This window comes from Telluria sp. ZB4P34 (assembly GCF_059686055.1).
Window position 1 is genome coordinate 443252 of sequence record NZ_JCASIF010000003.1, and the last position, 23108, is coordinate 466359.

21 protein-coding genes are annotated in these 23108 nt (G+C 65.8%); 15 read left to right on the forward strand and 6 right to left on the reverse strand.

The features are described from left to right. Window positions 1–171 precede the first annotated feature (171 nt). Together AC56KL_RS08910 and pth are read left to right on the forward strand one after the other, a co-directional pair. Window positions 172–756 (forward strand): 50S ribosomal protein L25/general stress protein Ctc, encoded by a 585-nt coding sequence (locus AC56KL_RS08910; protein WP_497179778.1) that lies wholly within the window; start codon window positions 172–174, stop codon window positions 754–756. A 274-nt stretch (window positions 757–1030) separates the two neighbouring features. Then, on the forward strand, window positions 1031–1615 hold the full coding sequence (gene pth / locus AC56KL_RS08915; RefSeq protein WP_497179779.1) for an aminoacyl-tRNA hydrolase: 585 nt from the start codon (window positions 1031–1033) through the stop codon (window positions 1613–1615). Between the two features lie 61 nt (window positions 1616–1676). Here the strand turns inward: pth and AC56KL_RS08920 are convergent, their stop codons facing one another. Continuing rightward, window positions 1677–3566, reverse strand: a complete 1890-nt coding sequence (locus AC56KL_RS08920; protein ID WP_497179780.1) for a DUF3857 domain-containing transglutaminase family protein — start codon at window positions 3564–3566, stop codon at window positions 1677–1679. Between the two features lie 97 nt (window positions 3567–3663). Between AC56KL_RS08920 and AC56KL_RS08925 the strand changes: the two genes are divergently transcribed. After that, on the forward strand, window positions 3664–4758 hold the full coding sequence (locus AC56KL_RS08925; RefSeq protein WP_497179781.1) for a patatin-like phospholipase family protein: 1095 nt from the start codon (window positions 3664–3666) through the stop codon (window positions 4756–4758). A 47-nt stretch (window positions 4759–4805) separates the two neighbouring features. On the opposite strand, the gene AC56KL_RS08930 is transcribed toward AC56KL_RS08925, so the two are convergent. Continuing rightward, window positions 4806–5471: a PEP-CTERM sorting domain-containing protein gene (locus AC56KL_RS08930; RefSeq protein WP_497179782.1), complete on the reverse strand. Its 666-nt coding sequence runs from the start codon at window positions 5469–5471 to the stop codon at window positions 4806–4808. A gap of 270 nt (window positions 5472–5741) precedes the next feature. Here AC56KL_RS08930 and ychF point away from each other — a divergent pair, with 270 nt between their 5' ends. The 8 genes from ychF (at window position 5742) to AC56KL_RS08970 (ending at window position 15732) form a co-directional block, all read left to right on the forward strand. Then, a complete protein-coding gene (ychF, locus tag AC56KL_RS08935) occupies window positions 5742–6833 on the forward strand; it encodes a redox-regulated ATPase YchF (protein ID WP_497179783.1) in 1092 nt (363 codons plus the stop codon). A 351-nt stretch (window positions 6834–7184) separates the two neighbouring features. After that, on the forward strand, window positions 7185–8999 hold the full coding sequence (locus AC56KL_RS08940; protein ID WP_497179784.1) for a methyl-accepting chemotaxis protein: 1815 nt from the start codon (window positions 7185–7187) through the stop codon (window positions 8997–8999). A 7-nt stretch (window positions 9000–9006) separates the two neighbouring features. Beyond that, window positions 9007–9459, forward strand: a complete 453-nt coding sequence (locus tag AC56KL_RS08945) for a chemotaxis protein CheW (RefSeq protein ID WP_497179785.1) — start codon at window positions 9007–9009, stop codon at window positions 9457–9459. Continuing rightward, window positions 9456–10670 carry a CheR family methyltransferase gene (locus AC56KL_RS08950; RefSeq protein WP_497179786.1) on the forward strand — a complete coding sequence of 405 codons (1215 nt, stop codon included), beginning with the start codon at window positions 9456–9458 and terminating at the stop codon, window positions 10668–10670. The genes AC56KL_RS08945 and AC56KL_RS08950 overlap by 4 nt, the downstream gene beginning before the upstream one ends. Continuing rightward, window positions 10667–11341 (forward strand): chemotaxis protein CheW, encoded by a 675-nt coding sequence (locus AC56KL_RS08955; RefSeq protein ID WP_497179787.1) that lies wholly within the window; start codon window positions 10667–10669, stop codon window positions 11339–11341. Before AC56KL_RS08950 ends, AC56KL_RS08955 begins: the two co-directional genes overlap by 4 nt. Continuing rightward, window positions 11338–13653 (forward strand): hybrid sensor histidine kinase/response regulator, encoded by a 2316-nt coding sequence (locus tag AC56KL_RS08960; protein ID WP_497179788.1) that lies wholly within the window; start codon window positions 11338–11340, stop codon window positions 13651–13653. Before AC56KL_RS08955 ends, AC56KL_RS08960 begins: the two co-directional genes overlap by 4 nt. Further along, entirely contained in the window at window positions 13650–14666 is a 1017-nt protein-coding gene (cheB, locus tag AC56KL_RS08965) for a chemotaxis-specific protein-glutamate methyltransferase CheB (RefSeq protein WP_497179789.1), read from the forward strand. The genes AC56KL_RS08960 and cheB overlap by 4 nt, the downstream gene beginning before the upstream one ends. A gap of 58 nt (window positions 14667–14724) precedes the next feature. After that, window positions 14725–15732: a diguanylate cyclase gene (locus AC56KL_RS08970; RefSeq protein WP_497179790.1), complete on the forward strand. Its 1008-nt coding sequence runs from the start codon at window positions 14725–14727 to the stop codon at window positions 15730–15732. Window positions 15733–15908: 176 nt separating this feature from the next. Here AC56KL_RS08970 and AC56KL_RS08975 read toward each other — a convergent pair whose 3' ends face one another. Genes AC56KL_RS08975 through AC56KL_RS08990 form a run of 4 tightly spaced genes read right to left on the reverse strand, consistent with a single transcriptional unit; the run spans window position 15909 to window position 18558 of the window. Further along, window positions 15909–16280, reverse strand: coding sequence for a cupin domain-containing protein (locus AC56KL_RS08975; RefSeq protein ID WP_497179791.1), 372 nt, complete (start codon window positions 16278–16280; stop codon window positions 15909–15911). Window positions 16281–16303: 23 nt separating this feature from the next. Further along, window positions 16304–17047 (reverse strand): SDR family oxidoreductase, encoded by a 744-nt coding sequence (locus AC56KL_RS08980; RefSeq protein ID WP_497179792.1) that lies wholly within the window; start codon window positions 17045–17047, stop codon window positions 16304–16306. Window positions 17048–17086: 39 nt separating this feature from the next. Further along, window positions 17087–17953, reverse strand: a complete 867-nt coding sequence (locus tag AC56KL_RS08985; protein WP_497179793.1) for an NAD(P)-dependent oxidoreductase — start codon at window positions 17951–17953, stop codon at window positions 17087–17089. A gap of 14 nt (window positions 17954–17967) precedes the next feature. Then, the gene (locus AC56KL_RS08990) at window positions 17968–18558 is read right to left on the reverse strand and encodes a 2-hydroxychromene-2-carboxylate isomerase (protein WP_497179794.1); all 591 of its coding nucleotides are present in this window, start codon (window positions 18556–18558) and stop codon (window positions 17968–17970) included. A 213-nt stretch (window positions 18559–18771) separates the two neighbouring features. Here AC56KL_RS08990 and AC56KL_RS08995 point away from each other — a divergent pair, with 213 nt between their 5' ends. The 4 genes from AC56KL_RS08995 to AC56KL_RS09010 all read left to right on the forward strand — a co-directional run bounded on the left by AC56KL_RS08995 (window position 18772) and on the right by AC56KL_RS09010 (window position 22956). Continuing rightward, window positions 18772–19722, forward strand: coding sequence for a LysR substrate-binding domain-containing protein (locus tag AC56KL_RS08995; RefSeq protein ID WP_497179795.1), 951 nt, complete (start codon window positions 18772–18774; stop codon window positions 19720–19722). A 168-nt stretch (window positions 19723–19890) separates the two neighbouring features. Then, a complete protein-coding gene (gene bla, locus AC56KL_RS09000; protein WP_497179796.1) occupies window positions 19891–20790 on the forward strand; it encodes a subclass B3 metallo-beta-lactamase in 900 nt (299 codons plus the stop codon). A gap of 57 nt (window positions 20791–20847) precedes the next feature. Continuing rightward, window positions 20848–21693, forward strand: coding sequence for an MOSC domain-containing protein (locus AC56KL_RS09005; protein WP_497179797.1), 846 nt, complete (start codon window positions 20848–20850; stop codon window positions 21691–21693). 144 nt (window positions 21694–21837) lie between these two features. Then, window positions 21838–22956: a GGDEF domain-containing protein gene (locus AC56KL_RS09010; protein WP_497179798.1), complete on the forward strand. Its 1119-nt coding sequence runs from the start codon at window positions 21838–21840 to the stop codon at window positions 22954–22956. Window positions 22957–23108: the final 152 nt, after the last annotated feature.

Here is a 23108-nt window from a genome sequence, read left to right on the forward strand (position 1 = left end):
GTTTCCCTGTTTTCGAGCGCCGCAGGGCCTTCGAACACCAAAGAATTCTTGCATTCTTGAGCGCGCAACATGGCGCTTATTCACGACTGCCCTGGTCGCGGGGCAGTCACCACTGGGTTGCCGGGCCGGCACATAGCCGACATTCGGACCCGTTTATTTTTGGAGTTTCACATGAAAGTAGTCGCATTCAACCGCACTCAGCAGGGGACCGGAGCGAGCCGCCGCCTGCGCAAGGCTGGCCAGACCCCAGGCATCATCTACGGTGGCGCCGCTACCCCGGAACTGATCGCCCTGGACGGCAACGCCCTGTACCACGCGCTCAAGAAAGAAGCTTTCCACGGTTCGATCCTGGACCTCGAAATCGAAGGCAAGACCCAGCAAGTCCTGCTGCGCGACTTCCAGATGCACGCATACAAGCAACTGGTCCTGCACGCTGACTTCCAGCGCGTCGATGCATCGAAGCCGATCCACACCAAGGTCACCCTGCACTTCGTCAACGCCGAGATCTCGCCGGCCGTCAAGCTGAGCGCCGCTGTCATCTCGCACGTGGCCAACGAACTGGACGTCGCTTGCCTGCCGGGCAAACTGCCGGAGTTCATCGAAGTCGACCTGAGCAAGCTGGAAGCCGGCCAGTCGATCCACGTGAACGACCTGACCCTGCCGGAAGGCGTGACCGCGCTGACCCACGGCCAGAACCTGACCCTGGTGACCACCTCGATCCCGCGCGGCGCTGTTTCGGCCGAAGCTGCTGAGTAATATTTTCTTTGCCGGCCGCGCAAGCGGCTGCAGGAAACGAAACCCGCCGTGGCTTGCCCGGCGGGTTTTTTGTTTTTCGTAGGTGGTCGGCTTCGCCGACCGCGCGTTCAACGATCGGATGCGCAGGCACGGCGCTCGCCGGAGCTGAACGCCCGGGCGGCGTAAGCGTACAGGCAGATCGCGCTGTACTGTGGACCAGTTCACCCCTACGGACGGCATGGCTCTCCCTATTTCAGCGATAATCCTGTTCTCCTAGAATCAAAGTAGACAAAGCATGTCCATCCGTCTGATCGTCGGCCTCGGCAACCCGGGCCCGGAGTACGAACAAACCCGCCACAATGCCGGCTTTTGGCTGGTCGACAACCTGGCCAACTCGCTGCCGGGCTGCCGCCTGCAGCGCGAATCGCGCTTCAATGCCATGGTGGCGAAGACGCGCATCGGGGGCAACGAAGTGTGGCTGCTGGAGCCGCTGACCTACATGAACCGCTCGGGCCAGTCGGTGGGTGCGCTGGCGCGCTTCTACAAGATCGAGCCAAGCGAGGTGCTCGTCGTGCACGACGAGCTCGACATGCTGCCGGGCGTGGCCAAGATGAAGAAGGGCGGCTCTTCGGGCGGCCATAACGGCCTGAAGGACATCACATCAAGCCTCGGCACCCAGGAATACTGGCGCCTGCGCCTCGGCATCGGCCACCCGCGCAGCCTCAACCTGCAGCAGGCGGTGGCCGACTTCGTGCTGCACCGTCCGCGCCGCGAAGAGCAGGTCCTGATCGAGGAATCGATCGACAAGGCCCTGCGCGTCATTCCACTCGCCTGCGAAGGCAAGATGGACGTGGCGATGATGCAGCTGCACACGGCCTGAACCTGATGTGGTGCGCGCCGCCGGCGCGCGTCATCGAGGCTGTCCGCCGCGACCCCTACTCCTACGCTCCCTGCACCACCACCTGCCCGCGCAGGTCGTGCATCATGCGCTCGAGCGCCGGCCGCATCCGGCGGTAGTCCTCGGGCGTGCAGGTGGCCGCCGTGTGGCGGAACTGCAGCCGCCGCTTCACCACCACCGCATTGCCCTGCCGCGCATACTGCGAGCGGTAGTAGAAGCTGCCGTCGTCGACCGTGACCGGCTTCGGCAGCGCCAGCACCCGCGTGCGTGGCGGCAGGCCGTAGCGCAGCTCGTCCTCGGCATCGATGGCGGGGCAGACGAATTCCTGGCGCCGTTCCGGCTCGCGCCCGAGTTCGAACACCGCGTCGCCCAGCCCGCCCCAGAAGTTGTAGGTCGTGGTGAGCGCAGCCGGGCCAGGCAGGCGCACGAAGCCATCGGTGGCGCCGGAAAAGGCCACGGTGTAGTCGTCGCCGGGCGCGTTTTCACCAGATGCTGCCTTGCCCGCCGTCTCCGTCTCGCCCGGCTCGAACAGTCCGTCGCCCGAGCGCCCGAGCCCCGCCAGCATGCGCCTGACAAAACTGTCGCGCTCGGCCTGCGGCGTAGCGCGCACGGCATGGCGGTAGGGTTCCGCGATGGCGCCGCCGTTCGTGCGCCGCACCTGGAAGCGGCTGCTGCCGTCGCGGGCGATGTCGAAGCGCGTGACGGTGCGGCTGCGCGCCGCCTGGTAAGCAGGCGTCACCGCGAGCCCGCCGCTATCGGCCAGCAAGACCGGCTTGCCGAGCAGGGCAGGCGGCAGGTAGCCGCCCGCCACCGTGCCGGCGGTCGGGTCGAGGAAGAGCTGCAGTTGCGGCACGTAGACGATGACGTGGTTCAGCACACCCAGCGTCGGCACCGCGGGCAGGCGATAGGCGTCGTCGCCGTTGACCAGCGCGGCGCTGGCCGGGATGCCGCTGGCGGCCAGCAGGGCTTGCAGCAACACCGCATGGTCCTTGCAGTCGCCGTAGCGGTTCGCCAGCACCGACGTCGCGGAATGCGGCACCACGCCGCCGGGGCCGAGGTAGACCGCCACATAGCGGATGTTGCGCCGGACCCAGTCCGACAGCGCGATGGCGCGTGCGCGCGGCTCCGCGAGACCCTGCGTGATCTCGGCCGCCAGCTTTGCCACCGCCGCATCGGGCAGCGCGGCCCCGGCGGCGCGTGCGTGATAGGCGCGCGCGAAGGCCGCGTAGTCAGGGAAGGTCGACACCGCCAGGCGCCGGCCGTAATCGAGGTAGCTCACCGAACCGTGCTCGATGCGCGCGTTGCCGCCATCTACGTAGCGCCAGGTATGGCGGCGCCGGCCTGGTGGGCTGTCCGCCGCCAGCGGGACGAAGCCGACGGCGTCCGCCTGCAGCGCCATCGAGAGCGGCAGGTCGTAGGTGAGGCGGAAATCCTTGTGGCGCCAGGGACGGGCCACCGTGAAATCTTCGAACTGGCCGGGAAACAGGGGCGTGTGGCGCCGCACCGAGTAGCGCAGGGTGAGCGTGTCGCCGGGCGCGACGTCCGGGAAGATGACGACTTTCAGGCGCGTATCCTGGAACATCGGCGCGTCCAGCGAGGCGGCTTCGTGCTGGTCGCGGATGCCTTGCGGCTCGACCGGCACGCGCCGTCCATCGGGCTTGGTGGTCCAGGCTTCGACGGACAGCACCCGGTCGAGCGAGCCGTTGAAGCTGATGGCTTGTTCGGCATGGCGTTCGACCGCGGCGCTGCTGGCGATGGTCTTCACCATCTCGACATGCATCGTGTGCGAACCGTCTTCGTCGACCGTGAAATGCTGCACCAGGCGCTCGATGACCACCGAGCGGTCGGTGCCGTCGTCGCGCGCCGCAAGCGGCGCGCAGCACAGGAGCAGAAACAGCGACACGAACACAAACCGGGCAAGTCGAATCGGCATGGCAGGCTCCGCGAGGGCGACCGATCCATGTTACGCAGCACGCGCATGCCACTCTTGAGCCTGCGCAAGCACGCCCTTCCTGCGATAATTTTGCCCCATGAAGGCACTCACATTCCACGCCGGGCCGCTGGCCCTGGCCCAGATCGGCGCGCAGGGCCTGCGCGCGCGGGACGTCGCCATCGTGCCGGCCGCGGCCGGCGGCCCCAAGGGGCTGGTCTTCCAGGCGCTCGACCAGTGGATGTTCGGCGAGTGGCTGCCGCGTGCGCCGCGCGAGCGCATGCTCATCGGTTCCTCGATCGGCGCCTGGCGCATGGCGGCGGCCTGCCAGCGCGATCCCGTCAAGGCCTTCGCCCGGTTGGGCGAGCTGTACGCGGGCCAGCGCTATACCAGCAAGAAGCCGACCCAGCAGCAGGTCGACGAGGTGGTGCAGGGCCTGCTGGGCGAGTTCGTGCGCGGCCACGAGGACGACATCGTCAGCCACCCGCAGCATCGCCTGCACCTGCTGGCGGTGCGCGGCAAGGGCGCCCTTGCCGCGCCGGGGCATACGCGCGCCGAACTGCGCGGCTTCGCCGCGGCGGCGCTGCACAATGCCTGCTCGCGCGACTGGCTGGGGCGGATGATGGAGCGCGTGGTGATCGGCGACGTGCGCGCCCATGCGCCCTGGCTGCGCGAGCGCTTCGACGGCTTCACCACCCATTTTTCCGCGCTCACGCGCGCGAACCTCGCCGCCAGCCTGCTGGCATCGGGCACGCTGCCGCTCATCATGAAGCCGGTGACCGGCATCGCAGGCCTGCCGCCGGGCAGCTACTGGGACGGCGGCATCATCGACTACCACCTGGCCTTGCCCTATGCGAAGGCAGCGGGGGAGGCCAAGGGCGAGCTGGTGCTGTATCCCCACTTCACCCGGCACATCGTGCCGGGCTGGCTGGACAAGGGTTTCCCGTGGCGCCGCGCGGCGCGCGCCCGGCGCCACTGGCTCGACAACGTCCTCATCATTGCCCCATCCAGCGAGTTCCTGCGCACCCTGCCGCGCGGCAAACTGCCGGACCGGGCCGACTTCAGCTTCTACGGCCTGGACCATGACGAGCGCATCCGCAACTGGCAGCGTGCGATGGGGGAGGGACAGCGCCTGCGTGATGAACTGGCCGAATTTGTCGCCAGGCCGGACCTGTCCCTGGTCAAGCCGATCTGAGACGAAAAAAAACCGCTGCATGCAGCGGTTCTTCTTGTACGCCAGGTTCAGGCGCGCCTGCGGCGCCGCGCGGCGAAACCCAGTGCGCCGAGGCCCATCAGCATCAGGCTGGCGGGTTCCGGCACCTGCTTGCCGAAGAATTCGAGTTCGGCCAGTTGATGCGCCGAATAGGCGACGACCGAGGTCGATTGGTAGCGGAAGATGCTGTACGCCTCCGGACGTGCGTAATCAATGCCAGCGAAGAACTGGATGGTCTGCAGGCGTGCGGTCCACACAGCGTCCGTCGCAGCGTAGGTGAAGATCGGCGTGTAGTGCTTGCCGTCGTTCGAACCAAGGATCTGCCAACGGTTCGAATCACGGAACGGTCCGTCATTGGCTGACGAGGCCGTGAAGCTGGCCAGCGTGTAGGTGTTGCGGCCGAAGTCCGCTTCGACCCAGACGTTGATATCGCAGCACCATTTGTCGCTGCTGCCACCAACCCGGTTGTCGAACACGTTGAATGCATACTCGCCACCACCGAAGCCCGGCTCGTGCGATGAACGGAAGACCGCGTTGTAGTTGATGTCGGCGTTGATGTGCCCATTGTTCTCCGGATCGGTCAGGTCGCCGCCGACCAGGCCGGCAGTGCCGGTATTTGGACGAACGATGGCGCCGTGTGCGCTGCCCGCGAGGAGGCTGGCAAGGACAGTCAGGATGAGGATGAACTTGTTCATGAGGATGCATGCTAGGGTCTAGGTTACTTCCTATAAGCAACAACTGTTCCATAAATACAAGCCCTTGATTCGGATGAACATATTTCGGAAGCTATTGCCGTTCCGCACCACGTTGTAAAGTTTTTCGACAGAAATTTAAGCTTCCGTTGAGCACGATGCTGTGGTGTGATAGCCGTTTTTTTCGGCAACCGAAAGCGTCCCCGGTTACAATGTGGGGTTTTGGAGCCGGGCTTTCCTTGCGCTCCGCGTCTATCGAGAGAAAGAGTTCCCATGAGCCTCAAATGCGGCATCGTCGGCCTGCCGAACGTCGGCAAGTCCACCCTGTTCAACGCCCTGACCAAGGCCGGCATCCCGGCTGAAAACTACCCGTTCTGCACCATCGAGCCGAACGTCGGCGTGGTCGAGGTGCCGGATCCGCGCATCGAGCAGCTGGCCGAGATCGTCAAGCCGGAGCGCGTGGTCAAGGCCATCGTGGAATTCGTCGACATCGCGGGCCTGGTGGCCGGCGCCTCGAAAGGCGAGGGCCTGGGCAACCAGTTCCTGTCGCACATCCGTGAAACCGATGCGATCGTCAACGTGGTGCGCTGCTTCGAGGACGACAACGTCATCCACGTGGCAGGCAAGGTGAGCCCGCTGGACGACATCGTCGTGATCCAGACCGAGCTGGCGCTGGCCGACCTGTCCACCGTCGAAAAGGCGATCCACCGCGAGCAGAAGAAGGCGCGGTCGGGCGACAAGGATGCGCTCAAGCTGGTCACGCTGCTGGAAAAGGTGCTGCCGCACCTGAACGAAGGCCTGCCGGTTCGTACCATGGGCCTGGACGCCGAGCAGATGGCCCTGCTCAGGCAACTGAGCCTGATCACCGCCAAGCCGGCCATGTACGTGGCCAACGTGTCGGACACCGGCTTCACCAACAACCCGCTGCTGGACCAGCTGACCACCTTCGCCAACGAGCAGAACGCGCCGATCGTCGCGATCTGCGCCGCCATCGAGTCGGAAATCGCCGAGATGGACGACGCCGACAAGAAGGACTTCCTGGCCGACATGGGCATGGACGAGCCGGGCCTGGACCGCCTGATCCGCGCCGGCTTCACGCTGCTGGGGCTGCAGACCTACTTCACCGCCGGCGTGAAGGAAGTGCGCGCCTGGACCGTACCGATCGGCGCCACCGCACCGCAGGCCGCGGGCGTGATCCACACCGACTTCGAGCGCGGCTTCATCCGTGCGCAGACCATTTCGTTTGACGACTACATCAGCTACAAGGGTGAGACGGGCGCCAAGGAAGCGGGCAAGATGCGGGCGGAAGGCAAGGAGTACATCGTCAAGGATGGGGATGTGCTGAACTTCCTGTTCAACGTCTGATAGGCGAAGTGCTCCTGAAACATCAGGAAAGGCCTTGAAATTTGAAAAATAAAGCCGCGGATACGCGGTTTTATTGTTTCTTGCGTCGATCCCCAGCACCGGGGGCACGCTCCAAGCGGCTGCATGCAGAAATTACGCAAGCAGCACATCGTGTTGTCGAGACAAGGGTGCGGATCGGACTGCCCCAAGCTAAAGTTGCCACCGGCAAACCTCAATGTCGAGCTTCTCCAGAAACCCGCTCCATTTACCTGCCCACGGGCAATTCAGTCGCACCTCGCTGTTGCTTTTCAGAACTTCCAAGCGCGCAATCGCGAAAATGTTACAGTCATGTACCTATTGGCCGGAGCATTCATGTTGAACGATGTGAGTATCAAGAACAAACTGACACTGGGCTTGGGGACGATCGTCGCCATCATGCTGTTCCTGCTGGCCCTGGCGTATAACAACGCCCAAAAGCTGGCTACCGCCAACCAATGGGACCGTCATGCGCTGGAAGTGCTGGTCGAGTCGAACCATATCGCCACTGCGGTGTTGCAGGTCCAGAGTGCGACACGCGGATTTCTCCTGACCGGGAACGAAGCGCTGATCGAGCCCATCAATGCAGAGTTCGCCGAGGCGAAGCGTCACATGGTAACGGCCACCCGGCTCGTGGCCGACAATCCGATCCAGCTCGACCGCATGAGACAGCTGGCTCCCATGCTCGATAGCTGGATGGCGCAGGCCATCACGCCTCAGATCAAGTTGCGGCGCAGCCGCAGCCCGGGCGACAGCTTGGGCGAAACCGAAGGTACTGAGGCCGCTGTGCTGCTGGGCGCACGCACGGTGGCGGCGATTCGCGAGCAGATCGATCAGATCGCGGCCGAGGAAAGCCGCCTGATGACGCGCCGGTCGCAAGAGTCGGCCGCGCTCCAGGAAAATATGTCGCTCCTGCTGACGGTGGGCGGCGGCGCCACCGTCGCGTTGGCCATGTTGATCGCCTGGCTGCTGATGCGCGCCTTGCTCGCACCGCTCAACAGCCTGAACCGCACGCTTGGCCAAATCGCCGCCGGCGAGCAGTCGGCACGCGTCAGCATCGTGGCGAACGACGAGTTGGGCAAGGTGGCGGTCGAGTTCAACCGGATGGCGCAGGCCATCCAGGACAGCCAGGCCAAGGAGCTGGCGGCAACGACCGACCTGCGCGCCAAGGTCGATTCGCTGCTGGCGGTGGTGTCGAAGGCCGCCGCCGGCGATCTCAGCGGCCACGTGACGATCACCGGCCAGGACGCCATCGGCCAGCTCGGCCAGGGTTTGGCCACGATGTTCGACAACCTGCGCAGTCACCTCAACAACGTGCAGAAGGCCGGAATCCAGGTTACCACCTCGGCCACCGAAATCGCGGCCTCGTCCAGGCAGCAGGAAGCCACCGGCATCGAACAGGCGCAGACCAGCGTCGAGATCCTGTCCACCACCAGGGAAATCTCGGCCAACACGACCCAGCTGCTGCGTACCATGGAGCAGGCGACCGCGGTGGCCGACTTCACGACCAGCGCCACCGCCGAAGCCCAGGGCAACCTCAAGCGCATGGACGCCACCATGCAGCACATGGTAACGGCAACCGACTCGATCAACGCCAAGCTCGCGGCACTCTCGGAAAAGGCCAGCAACATCAACAATGTGCTCGTGACGATCACCAAGGTTGCCGACCAGACCAACATCCTTTCGCTCAATGCCGCGATCGAGGCCGAAAAGGCCGGCGATGCCGGTCGCGGCTTCTCGGTGGTCGCGACGGAGATCCGGCGCCTCGCGGACCAGACGTCGGTCTCGACCTGGGATATCGAGCAAATGGTCAAGGAGATGCAGTCGGCGGTGTCGGCCAGCGTGATGGGTATGGACAAGTTCTCCGAAGAGATCCGGCGCAGCGTCGGCGAGGTGCGCCAGGTGGCCGAGCAGCTCTCGTCGGTGATGGACCAGGTCCAGAAACTGGCGCCGCAATTCGATCTGGTGCTCGAAGGAATGCAGTCGCAGGCGGTCGGCGCCTCGCAGATCTCGGAAACCATGCTGCAGCTGAGTGAGGCCACCCAGCAGACGGTCGAGTCGCTGAAGGCCACCAGCGATGCGGTGCGCCAGCTGCAGTATGCGGCGGGGGACCTGCAGTCGTCGGTCGCCACTTTCTCCGTCAACAGCTGACGCTTTCATGAAAGTGCTGGCCTTTCACATCGGCGCGGAGCGCTATGGCTTGCGCCTGGCGGGCGTCAGCCAGGTGGTGCCGGTCGCGGCGCTGAAGGCGCTGCCGCTGACGCCTGCCTATGTGGCCGGCCTGCTCGACCTGCATGGCGTCCCCGTGCCCGTGATCGACCTGACGCAGCTTGCGGGACTGGGACCGTCGGCGCTGCGCTTCGACACCCGCATCGTGGTGGCCGACTATGCGGCTGACGACGGCCACGTGCGTGCGCTCGGCCTGCTCGCCGAACGCGTCCAGGGGGTGCAACAGGTGGAGCAGGGTAAGCTTTCCGATGCCGGCGTCCGCGGCGTCCCCTTCTTCGGGCAGGTGGCGACAGGGGACGGCGCCATGCTGCAGCTGGTCCACATCGAACACCTGCTGGCGCCGGATGTGCGTGCGCTGCTGTTTCCCGTGGGTGGCCCATGAGCGCGCGCCGCCTGCTGCAGGAGGCCACCGGCCTGAATGTCAGCGAGGCCGATGCCGAACGCGCAGTGCGCGAGCGGATGGTGCGCCTCGGCATGGCCGACCGCAGCGCCTACCTGCGGGCGCTGACCGCGGATGAACTGTCCGCGCTGATCGAACTGGTGGTCGTGCCCGAATCATGGCTGTTCCGCGACGCGGGAGCCTTTAGGGCAGCGGCCGGCTTCGTGGTGCGCCGCCTGGCGCAGCAGCCGGGCCGCATCGTGCGCCTCCTGTCGCTGCCGTGCGCCGGCGGCGAAGAGCCGTATTCGGCGGCCATGGCGCTCGATATGGCCGGGGTGGCCCCGCAATCGGTGCGGATCGACGCCATCGACTTGTCGCACGCGTCGATTCGCCGCGCCATGGCCGGGTATTACACGCAGAATGCCTTCCGCGGCGCCGACCTGGTATTCCGCGATCGTTATTTCAACGAGCAGGCCGGCGGCTATCAGTTGAGTGACGCGATCCGCGCCAGGGTGCATTTCACACAGGGAAACCTGTTCGAACTCGACACCACGGCCCTGGCGCGATCCTACGACGTCGTATTTTGCCGCAATCTGCTGATCTATTTCGACGATCGTGCCACGCATGCCGCGGCGCACGTCTTGCGAACGGTGCTGGCCGATGACGGGCTGCTGTTCGCCGGCTATGCCGAAGTGCCGGCCTGGTGCCGCCATGGCTTTTCAGCGCTGCGCATCCCAGGTGCCTTTGCCCTTGAGAAACAGGCGCTGGAAGCAGGGCCCCCGCTGCCCCCGCTGCGGCGTGCGCGGGCAGTGCGTCCTGAGTTAGCCTTGCACACCGCGCTGTCGGGGCAGGATGCGGCGCCAGTCCGTGCAGCCAGTCCGGCACCGGTGGACCTGCTGGCGCAGGCGCGGCGCCTGGCCGACAGCGGAGATCATGGCGCGGCGGCGGAGGCCTGTCATGCATGGCTGGCGGCAGACCCGGCCTCGGCCGACGCCTATTTTATCCTCGGCCTGGTCAGTGAATGCCGGCAGGAGGCTGCGGCGGCAGCCGAATACTGGCGCCGCTGCGTCTATCTCGATCCAGGCCATTATGAGGCGCTCTGCCACCTGGCCCTGCTGGCCAGGCGTCACGGCGACGTGCATGCCGCCGACGCCTATCAGGAGCGGGCCGCACGCATTTACGGGCGCCGCCAGGCGCAAGGCAGGACCGGATGAGCGCGCCCGATTCGACGGCGGCAGCCGACTGCTGGGGCGAGATCGGGGTCGGGGGCGACCTCAGTTGCGCGCGCCTGGCCGAGCATGTGCATTGCCGGCATTGTCCCGTCTATAAAGGGGCGGCCGGGCGCATCCTCGAGCGCCCCGTCGACAATGCCTATCGAGCGCATTGGGCGGAACAATTGCGGCGGACGCGCGTTACCCATGAAGCGCTTGACGGCGCTGCGCTGGTGTTTCGCATCGGCGCCGAATGGCTCGCGGTGGCGGCAACGGTCGTGGTCTCCGTCGTCCCGGTGGGTCCGGTGCACCGAGTGCCGCACCGCAGTGGCGGCGTCTTGCTGGGTGTCGTCAACGTGGACGGGCGCCTTGTGGCGGCGCTGTCGCTGGCGCGCCTGCTCGGCATCGACGACAGCGGGACCGACACCGTAACCGGTCGTCACGTCTTTGCGCGCTTGCTGGTACTCGACTGTGCCGGGCAGCATTGCGCGTTTCCGGTGGCTGAACTGCACGGCCTGGTGCGTTATGCCAGCGCGCAGCTGGCTGCGCCGGCCTCCACCATCAACCGGGGGCTGGAACGCCACCTCAATGGCGTACTGGCGCACGACGGCCTGCTGGTCGGGGTGCTCGACCCGGTACTGTTGGCGGGTCACTGCGCCGGAGTGCTCCGATGAGCGCCGATTCGATGGACCTCAGCCAGTTCTCCTTGCTGGACCTGTTCCGGATGGAAGCCGAGGCTCAGGTACGTCACCTGACCGAGGGTTTGCTGCGTCTCGAAAGCGGCACTGGCGACGCCGACGTGCTGGACGGCCTGATGCGCGCCGCCCACTCCATCAAGGGCGCAGGCGCCATCGTCGGGCTGGGCGTGATCGTGCAGCTCGCGCATGCGATGGAGGATGCTTTTACAGCCGCCCAGGCGGGGGACCTGGACCTGGCCCCGGCGCACATCGATGTGTTGCTGGGTGGGGTCGACCTGATCGTGCAGGCCGCCATGCTGACCGAGGCGGCCATGCCTGACTGGATGGCCGCGCACGGCGCAGACATCGATGTCGCGGTGCTCGCCATACGTACGCTGGGCGCCATGGCTGCTGAGCCGCACCGTGAGGCGCGTGGGCAAGACAGGACCGGCGACGCAGGCGCAGGCAGCGCTGAGGCAGCGGACGACAGGGCAGGGAGTCGGGCAATCGCCGGTGCGCGCGGCGGGCCGGTGCCCACGGCTTCCGCGCTCATCGTGACAGATCCGTCGCCGCCGCCAGGCCCCCTGCGCGCTGGCGTTGACACCGACGAACTGCTGGCCCTGGCCATCGAAACGCGCACCAACGCCCACAAGCTCGGAACGTTCAACACGTCGCTCCAGCGCTTCAAGCGGCAGCAGGCCGTAATGTTGCAGGCGCTGCAGCAGTTGCATGAGGCGATCGCCGGCAGCGGCGATGCACGCCTGATCGAGCGCTCGGCACTGGTATTGGCGGGCGCCGAGCCGCTCAAGCTGCTGCTGCAGGAGCACATGGCCGATGCCGACACCCACGAGCGCCGCGCCATGCTGCTGTCGACCCGTCTGGTAGACCAGGTGCTGGGGCTGCGGATGTGTCCTTTCGGTGAAGGAGTGCACGCGTTCCCGCGTATGGTGCGCGACCTGGCACGCAAGCTCGGCAAGCGGGTGCAGCTCGTCATCGAGGGCAGCGACACACCGGTTGACCGTGCTATCCTGGCCCGCATCGAAAGTCCGATCAATCACCTGCTGCGCAACGCGCTCGATCACGGCATGGAAACGCCGGACGAGCGGCTTGCAGCCGGAAAGGCGGCGCTCGGTACGATCCGGCTGTCGGCGCGCCATCGCGGCGGCATGCTGGTGATCGACGTGCACGACGATGGTCGCGGCATCGACCTCGAACGCCTGCGCGGCGCCGTGCTTGAGCGCGCCATGGGCAGTCCAGGCATGGCAGCGGCCCTGTCGCCGGCGGAACTGATGGAGTTCCTGTTCCTGCCCGGCTTTAGCATGAAGGAATCCGTGACCGAAATCTCGGGACGCGGTGTCGGCCTCGATGTCGTGCAGCAGGTGGTACGCGAGCAAAACGGCACCGTGCGCGTCGAGACCGATCCCGGCCTGGGCTTTCGCACTGTTATCACGCTGCCGCTCACCCAATCGATCGTGCGTGCGCTGGTGGTCGGCGTGCAAGGCGAGGCATATGCGATCCCGATCGCCAAGGTGGAGCGGGTGCTGCGGGTGCCCCAGACGGCAGTGCACACGCTGGAAAACAAGCAATTTTTCGAGCTCGATGGCGTGCACCATGGACTGGTGGCGGCTACCCAGGTGCTGGAACTGGGGCAGCCTGTGCCCGCCGCCGAGCTGGCGGTACTTGTCATCGGCGCCGGCACGGCGCGCTACGCGCTCGTGGTCGATACTATCTCGGGCGAGCAAAGCCTGACCGTGCAGTCGCTCGAACCGCTCTTCGGCAAGCTGCGCAATGTTGCTTCCGGCGCACTGCTGGACGACGGCTCGCCGGTGCTCGTGCTGGATGTGGCTGATCTGCTGCTGTCGATCGACAAGCTGCTGCAAGCGGGTGCGCTGCAGCAGCCGGCGCGCCAGGGAGACGCCGACGCGCGCGCCATGCAACGCATCCTGGTGGTCGATGATTCACTGACGGTGCGGGAGATGGAACGCCAACTGCTGGCCGCACGCGGCTACCGTGTCGATACGGCGGTCGACGGCATGGATGGCTGGAACATGGTTCGCAGCGGCAACTATGACCTGCTGGTGACCGACATCGATATGCCGCGCATGGATGGCATCGAGCTGGTGAGCCTGGTGCGCCAGGACGCCCGCCTGCAACAACTGCCGGTGATGATCATCTCTTACAAAGACCGCCCCGAGGACCGCGCACGCGGCATGAATGCCGGCGCCGACTACTACCTGGCCAAAGGCAGCTTCCACGACACGACCCTGCTCGATGCGGTGTTCGACCTCATCGGCCCGGCCGCGCCATGAGGATCGGCATCGCCAACGACGTCGTCCTGGCCGCGGAAGCGCTGCGTCGTGCCGTGACCGAAGGAACCGGCTACCAGCTAGCATGGATCGCGCGCACCGGGCCCGAGGCAGTGCGACTGTGCCGCGAGGACCGTCCCGACCTGGTGCTGATGGACTTGAACATGCCCGGGCTCGATGGCGTCGAAGCGACACGCCGGATCATGCGCGAGGCGCCCTGCGCCATCCTGGTGGTCACCAGCCACCCCCAGGACAGCGTCGGCCAGGTGTTTCGCGCACTGGGGGCTGGGGCGCTGGATGTGACCGCGACACCGGTGCTCGCCGGCGGCGGGCTGGGCGCGCGGGAACTGCTGGCGAAGATCAGGACCATCGGCAAGCTGATCCGCCCCGAGCGCGTCACGCGGGCGCATGTCCACGCCGGGACGGAGCGCCTGCCGGGCCATGCCAGCGATGTCAGGCGCCTTGTGGCGATTGGCGCCTCGACTGGCGGCCCCGTGGCCATTGCGGCGATCCTGTCCGGCTGGCAGGCGCCGCCGGACACCGCGGTTGTCGTGGTGCAGCACATCGACGCCGGCTTTGCCAGCCAGTTCGCGCGCTGGCTCAACGACCAGCTCAGCATGCCGGCGCGGGTGGTGGCAGAAAACGACCTCATGCAGGGCGGCATGGTGCAGGTCGCCCAGACCAACGATCACCTGACGCTCAGCGGCGGTCACCGGTTTCATTACCGGCCGGAGCCGCGCGATTACCCTTATCGGCCATCGGTCGATGTGTTCTTCGAGTGCGTCGCGGCCCATTGGAACGGCACTGCCACTGGCGTGCTGCTTACCGGTATGGGGCGCGACGGCGCCGCCGGGCTGCTGGCCATGCGCCGGGCAGGACATGCCACGCTGGCGCAGGATCAGGGCAGCAGCGCCGTCTATGGCATGCCGCGCGCCGCCGCCGAAATCGACGCGGCTGTGGATATTTTGCCACTCAGCAAGATTGGCGCCGCAATTCGCGATAAAATTCGTGCGTAATTACGCGCAATTTATCTAGCTACAAATACGCGCATGCTCACAACTTATAAAGGTTCCCATGTCGGAAGCGATGCCAACCGGCATCAATATGCAAAATACGTCGCCTCACCGTGTCAGGGTTTTGCTGGTTGATGACCAAGCACTCATCATTGAAGCGATTCGTCGCATGCTCGTCGGACAGCCGGACATCGAGTTTCATTTTGTAACCGACGGCGCCAAGGCATATGCTGCTGCGGCCGAGATGCATCCGACAGTGATCCTGCAAGATCTGATCATGCCCGGTTCGGATGGCTTCGACCTGATACGCCAGTACCGTAGCGAGGCCAGCCTGCGTTCGGTACCGGTAATTGTGTTGTCGGCCAAGGAAGATCCGAAACTCAAGGCCCATAGCTTCGCCGTCGGCGCCAACGACTACCTGGTCAAGCTCCCCGATCCGGTCGAACTGCTGGCGCGCATCCGTTACCATTCCGCCGCGTACATCAGCCGCCTCGAACGTGACGATGCATTCCGGTTCTTGCGAGAGAGCCAGCAAAAATTGGCGGACGCTAACCTGCAACTGCAGAAACTGGCGGCGCTCGACGGCTTGACGGGCATCGGCAACCGTCGCGCGTTCGACGATGCTGTGCTGCGCGAATGGCAGCGCGGACAGCGCTCGAAAAAACCCTTGTCGATGCTGCTGTGCGACGTCGATCACTTCAAACTGTACAACGACGAGTTCGGCCATCAGGCTGGCGACATGTGCCTGAAAAAGGTGGCTGCGGTGCTGACCGAGCAACTCAAGCGCCCTGCCGATATTGCCGCACGCTATGGTGGCGAAGAATTTGCCGTCGTCTTGCCCGAAACCAGCCTGGATGGTGCATTGAAGCTGGCCGAAGCCTGCCGCGTCCACCTGGAAAACCTGGCGCTGGAACATCCCGAGACGAATATGGGCGTGGTGACGATGTCGATCGGCGTAGCCTCGCTCGTGCCGGCGCCCGCGCATTCGGCCTTCGACCTGATCGCGAGGGCCGACAGGGCTCTGTACGACGCCAAGGCAGTCGGCCGCAACTGCGTACGTCAGGGTTGACGGGGTCGCCGCATGCCGTGAGCCTGGAAGTCGCACACGGCAAGTTGAACCTGTGTCCAAGCTGTGTTTCCCGTCATCTTCCAGTTCAAGGTCCGATCAGCCGCCGTTTCGGCCATTCCAGGAACAACCCGCGCTGCGGGCTTGTTCATTTCTGCCATTCGCAGACCGCGGTTTCGTCAGCCGGCGCCGGAGCCGGGTCCTACCGGCACAGGCACATCCGGCTTCCCACCCGCCGCATTCGAGGTGATATTCATGCCCACGATCAGGAAACTGGTTTCCCGATCCGCCTTCGGGCAATGCCGCACGCCCCTGGGCACGACAAAGAGGTCGCCTACGCCAAGCTCGACATTGCGCTCTTCCAGCTGGATGGTCAGCTGGCCGCCGTAGACGATGAAAAGCTCATCCTGGTCGTCATGCTGGTGCCAGCGCGCCGAGCCGATGCCCTTGGCCACCTTAAACAAATTCCCATTCGCCGCGGCAACCGTTTGCTGCGACCAGAACTCGGCCAGGCCCGCCAACGCAGACGGAATATTCACTTTGTCATGCATGTTTTATCCTTGAAAGAAGAGGGCTAGAGTCCGCCGCCGCAACGCAGTGTCGCCCCGGTAAAGTAGGAAGCCGCGTCCGACATTGCCCAAAGCACGGCCTCCGAAATTTCTTCGGGCTGCGCCAGCCGCCCCATGGGAATCAGCGGCGCCACGCGCGCAGGCCGTTGCGGTTCGCCCGCCAATGCGTGGATGCCGGTCAGCGTGGAGCCCGGCGCCACGCCGCACACCCGGATGCCGTCAAGCGCCAGCTCCCTGGCCAGGCCGAGCGTGAAGGCATCGATTGCAGCCTTGCTCGCGGCGTAGTGGACGTATTCGTTCGGGCTGCCGGTGCTGGCTGCGGTCGACGACAGGTTCACGATGACGCCGCCTTCACCCGCTGCCTGGAACAAGCGTACCGCGGCGCGGCAGCAGTTCATCGTGCCGAAGACATTGGTGCGGAACACCCCTTCGATCATGGCCGGGTCGGCCCGCATGAAGCGGCCGATCGGTCCGGTGATGCCTGCGCTATTGACGAGGGAGTACAAGGGGCCGAGTGCGGCCTGCGCCTGCGCCATCATGCGGTCGGCGTCGTCCGCATCGGCGACATCGCCCTTGAGCAGGCAGGCCTTGCCGCCGCCGGCCTCGATGGTGTGCAGGACATCCGCGGCCGCCGCGTCATCGTCGCGATAAATGATGGCGACGGCGTAGCCACGCTGCGCCGCCAGCAATGCCGTCGCCGCGCCGATGCCCTTGCTCCCGCCGGTGATCACTACAACGCGCTGGTTCATGTTTTCATTTACTCCCTTAGTAGGACAATCCGTCCCTGTTCATCCGGTTTCGTGGCCATAGGCCAGGATCACGGCAGCCATGTCGGCCTGGCCGTGGCCGCTCGATTCGGCACAGGCGAACAGCCGGCGGCAGTGCGCGAGCAGCGGCGACGGCACGCCGCCGGCATGGGCTGCATCGTGGATCAGGTTGGCGTTCGCCAGGACGTCGGACACCGAGGCTTGCACCGCATAGTCACGCTCGACCAGCTTGTTCAGCTTGACCGAGGAAACCTTGCTGGCCATCGGCCCGGCGTCGATCACGGCGCGAAAGACCGACAGGTCGACGCCGCTGCGCTCGGCGAACTGGACGGCCTCGGCCAGGCCCGTCACCATCGTGATGAGATACAGGTTCACCGCCAGTTTCATGCGCAGCGCCTGCGGCACCGCGCCGCACACGAAGATCTGTCCACACATCGGCTCCAGTAGCGGGGCGACTTCCGCCACCGCATCCGGGGCGCCGGCCAGCATGCCGACCAGCTGGCCCTGTTCCGCGGGCACCCGCGAGCCCGACACGGGCGCTTCGACATAGCGGCCTCCCGCCGTGGCGATGTCGGCCGCGAGCAGGGCCGAATAGCCCGGTGAAGTGGTGCCCATGTGGACAATCGTGCGACCCCGCACGCGGTCGCCGAACGCCGCCGTCGAGCGCGCCAGTACTTCGTCGATTGCTCCGGCGTTGGCAAGCATCAGGAAGACGATGGGCGCCCGCGCGAACACGTCGGCGGCGCACGCCGCGGCATGCACATCCGGGCCCAGGGCCTCGACCTTGCCCGGCGTGCGATTCCAGACGATGAGCTCCGCGCCCGAGCGCGCCAGATTGCGCGCCATGGCAAAGCCCATGTTGCCCAGGCCGATGAATCCCAATGTCATGTCCGGCGGTCCTCTCATCGGGCCGCCAGGGCCAGTGCGTCCTCGAGACGGTCGTTCCCCCAGAACATCTCATCGCCAACGAAGAAGGTAGGCGCTCCGAAGATGCCGCGCGCCTGGGCCATGGCGGTGCGCTCGCGCAGCGCCGACTTGACGGCGTCCGTCCGTGCAATCCGCAGGATGGCGCCGCTGTCGGCGTCCAGTCCGTCCAGGATGCCTGCAATGGTCGTGTCAATGGCGATCTCGCAATCGTCGGCGAAGTTGGCGAGCATGACCTGTTCGCAGAATGCCGGCATCCAGGGCGCTGCCTCGCCGGCCAGCGCGACGCGGGCGGCCAGCAAGCCCTTGCGCGGAAAGGCCGATGGGCGCTGCCAGCGCAGGCCGTATTTGTCGCATTGGCGCTCCATGTCGCGCCAGACGTACCGGCCTTTCATCTCCTGCAGGACGAACGGCGAGGTGTCCCAGCCCAGCGCTTGGAAGATCGGCCCGAGCAGGAAGGGTTTCAGCTGGACCTGCACGCCTGCGTCGCGAGCGAGGCCCCGGATCCGCATCATGCTCAGGTAGCTGTAGTTGCTGCCGAAGTCGAACCAGAATTCAATGCTTCTCATGGCGTCCTTTCATCAATCGCACATTAGGAGGCAGCGGACCTCGATGCGCTCGCGCGGCAGCGTGCCGGTGGGCGTCGCCCGTGCCTGGCCCTGCGTCGGTGATGCTGTCATTAGAAACCGTATCGGGATGTTATTCAAACGTTTAAAATGCCCCGATCGCATGCCGAACGGGCATGCGAGCGTCTGGCTTGGGCAGCATATTGGGGATGACGAATGCCGAATCGACTGATTGACTTGCCGCCCCTCGACCTGTTGCGCACCTTTGTCGCAGTCGGCCGCCGCATGAGCATCACGCTGGCGGCGCAGGACCTGTGCATCGTCCAGTCCGCGGTCAGCCGGCAGATACAGGCGCTGGAAGCGGCGCTCGGCTGCCGGCTGTTCGTCCGCTCCTACCGCAGCATCGAGTTCACGCCCGAGGGGCGGCATCTGTTCCGCTCGGCCGATCCGATGCTCGAGCAGCTCGGATCCGTCACCGCGATGCTCAAGCCGCCCGCCGAACGTCCCTGCGTCACGATCACGGCCAGCATCGGCATCACCGCCTTGTGGCTGCTGCCGCGGCTCGGCGCGTTCCAGCGCAGCGCGCCCGAGATCGACGTGCGCGTCGCCGCGACCAACCGCGTCGTCGACCTCGAGCGCGACGGCATGGACCTGGCGCTGCGCTTTTGTCCGGATGCGCTGGCGCCGGAAGGCGCGGTGCGGCTGTTCGACGAGGTATTCGTGCCGGTGGCGCATCCGTCGCTGGGCGTGACGGCGATCGAAGAAACGGAGCAGTTGCGCCGCCACGTACTGATCGACTACGACGACAGTTCACGTCCCTGGATGCAGTGGAAACACTGGCTGCGCCATGCCGGTCAGAAGGAGGGAGCGCCGGCCGCCGGCCGCCTGCTGTTCAACCAGTACGACCAGGTCGTGCAGGCGGCGCTGGCCGGGCAGGGCGTGGCGCTCGGCCGGTTGGCCCTGGTCGGCAGGCTGCTCGCCGAAGGGCAGTTGCGGCTCGCTACCGCGATCGCGCCGGTGGCCAGCGACCATGGCTGCTGGATGCTGGCCCGCCGCGACGCGCACAGTCCGGCGCTGGCCGCCGTACAGGAATGGATCCTGTCCGAGGCGGCAGCGAGCAGGAAGGCCATGGCAGCCCAGTTCAGCAGCGAAGGCTTGCGCACATAGCCGCAGTAGACCGCCAGCCGAGATTCCTCCGGATCAGGGACGCGATTGGCGCGTCGGCTTTGTCCCGCATTGGCGGGTGTTCATCCCAAAATGGTTTCCTGGGCGCCGCTTCCATGTTCAACTAGGAAGATCGATCCAGTTCCACCTCTACCGACAAGCGAGCGAATCATGAAAACAATCCTTTCCGCCGTCCTCCTGCTGGCGGCGAATGGCGCCCTCGCGCAAGACGCCATCAATTGCAGCTCCTGCGCCGAATGGAACAAGCCCGCCAAGCCCTTCAACATCCACGGCAACACCTACTACGTCGGCACCGCCGGCCTGTCCGCCATCCTGGTGACGAGCCCGCAGGGCCACGTGCTGCTCGACGGCGCATTGCCGCAGTCGGCGCCGCTGATCCAGAAGAACATCGAGTCCCTCGGTTTTAACATGAAGGATGTGAAGCTGATCCTGAACTCGCACGCGCACTTCGACCACGCGGGCGGCATCGCCGCGCTGCAAAAGGCGAGCGGCGCCAGGGTCGCCCACAGCCCGCACGGCGCCCAGGTGCTGCGCGACGGCACGCCCGGTACGGACGACCCGCAATACCATCCGCAGGAACGCGCTTATATCCCGAAGGTCGCGCAGGTGGAAGAGGTCGCGGACGGCCAGTCCCTGTCGGTCGGCCCGCTGCGTTTCACCGTGCACTACACGCCCGGCCACACGCCCGGCGGCACCACCTGGACCTGGCAGTCCTGCGAGCAGGGTAAATGCCTGGACATGGTCTACGCCGACAGCCTGACCGCGGTGTCCACCGACGGCTTCCATTTCACCGGCGGCGCCAGTTATCCGGACCGCTCGGCGAGCTTCCGCAAGACGATCGACCGCATCGCCGGCCTGAAGTGCGACATCGTGATCGCCGCCCATCCTTCCGCGACCGATGCATTCGCCAAGGCGGCTGCGAAGACGGCCCAGTCGAACCCGTTCATCGATCCGGAAGGCTGCCGCAAGCTGGCTGCGGGAGCGTCCAGGAATTTCGAGGCGCGCCTGCAGCGCGAGCGCCTCGAGAAGGCCAAGGCCGCCGGCGGCTGAGGACAGCGCCCCCGATCCCTGCCATACTGTCGGCCTTCCCTTGCAAGCGCCGACATCATGGCCACTGTCACCGAACTCCACATTTATCCGATCAAGTCCTGCGCCGGCATTGCGGTGCCGGAGGCGCAGTTCCTCATCTCCGGCCTGGTGGCGCAGGGCGTGCACGACCGCGAGTGGATGCTGGTCGCGGAGGACGGCCAATTCCTGACACAGCGCGAATACCCGCGCATGGCGCTCGTCACGCCGCGCATCGACGGCGGCGCCGTCGAGGTGACGGCTCCGGGCATGCTGCCGCTGCGCCTGCCCCTCGCGCACGATGCCGCTGCAACCGGCGTCACCGTCCAGATCTGGGAGCACAGCGTGGAGGCCGCCGATTGCGGCGATGCCGCAGCCAGCTGGTTCGCCGAGGCGATTGGAGGGCCCTGCCGCCTGGTGCGCTTCCGTCCCGAGGTGCACCGGCCCACCAGCACCAAATGGACCAATGGCCTTGCCGCCGAAACCCGTTTTGCCGACGGCTACCCGGTCCTCGTCATCGGCCGGGCCTCGCTCGACGACCTCAACGCCAGGTTGCAGGCCGCCGGCCGCGCGCCGCTGCCGATGAACCGCTTTCGCCCGAACCTGGTCGTCGACGGCCTGGAAGCCTTCGAAGAGGACTACGTGGAAGCATTCACGGCGGGTAGCCTTGCGCTGCGTCCCGTGAAGCCCTGTGCCCGCTGCCCGATCCCGGCCATCGACCAGGCTACCGGCATCCCCGGCCCCGACCCGCTCGACATCCTGCAGGGCTACCGCGCCAATCCGCGCATGGAAGGAGCCGTCTGCATGGGCATGAACTGCATCGTCACGGCAGGCGCCTGGACGGCGCTGCGCGCCGGCCAGGCGCTGGAGGCCGCCATCGCATTCTGAGGCCGCACCGGCCCCCCATGCGAGGGGGAATATGCATCCAGCATGCGCACGCAGTGTCGCGAAATCGCCCTTGCCGGGCGATTTTTCGTTTCCAATGCCGAAAAGATGGCGTACTGTTACGGATATTGCTGAAAGGAATTATCAATGCACGAGCCGGATGCGCAGACGCGAGAACTGATGCTGGAGAATGAAGCCCTGCGTTCCCGCATGGCCTACCTGCTCGAGCAGGCGGAACGCAACCATTCCATCATGACCCGCCACCAGGCCTTCGACCTGCAGATCGTCGGCGCGGGCTCGTTCACGGAGCTGGTGTCGACCATCTTCGGCACGCTGCCGCTCATCTCGGAACTTGACACCGTGACGCTGTCGCTGGTGGACCCGGACGCCGACATCTACACGGTGATGCACAAGTTGGGCGTCGATTACGAACAGCTGCCCAATCTGCTGTTCTGCGAGCAGGTGGAGGAGCTCGGGTTCAAGACCCCGGAAGGGCGCCTGCCGCGGCCGGTGCTGGGTCCGTATGTACCGGTGCGCCACGCCGGGATGTTCCCCCATGCGCCCGCAGGCATGCAGAGCGTGGCGATGGTGCCGCTGCTGCGCAATACCCGCCTGATCGGCAGCCTGAACCTGGGCAGCAAGGACCCGAACCGCTTCACGCCGGCCCTCGGCACCGACTTCATCGAGCACATGGGCTCGATCGTCGCGATCTGCCTCGAGAACGTCATCAGCAACGAGATGCTCAAGTACATCGGGCTGACCGACTCGCTCACCGGCGTCTACAACCGCCGCTACATCGACCGCCGCCTGGTGGAAGAGATCGCGCGGGCGCGCCGCCAGGGCTACCGCATGTCGTGCATGTACATCGACATCGATCACTTCAAGCGGGTCAACGACAGCGTTGGACACGCCGGCGGCGACGACGTGCTGCGCGAGGTGGCCAACCGCATCAAGGCCGAACTGCGCATTTCGGATGCGCTGGGGCGCTTCGGCGGCGAGGAATTCGTGGTGCTCCTGATCGATGCGGACCTGGAAAGCGCGACCATGGTGGCGCAGCGCATCCGCGCCAGCGTCGCCGCGACGCCGGTCGACCTGGCCGGTGGTGAGCAGGTGGAGGTGACCGTGTCGATCGGCGTGGCCACGCTCGACAACTTCGAGCGCGACCATGCGATCGAGGGGGTGGCGCAGGATCTGGTGGCGCAGGCGGATACGGCGCTGTATCGGGCCAAGGCGAACGGCCGTAATCGCGTCGTGTCGATGGCCTAAATGCCTTCTGTTGGGGGTCGTAGGGTGGTCGGCAGTGAACTGACCCCAGAAAGTTGGACACTAACTTTCTGGGGTTTTATGGGGAAGTACACACCTGCCTTCAAGCTGATTGTCGTGCAACGGTATCTTGAAGGCTCGATGGGTTACCGCAC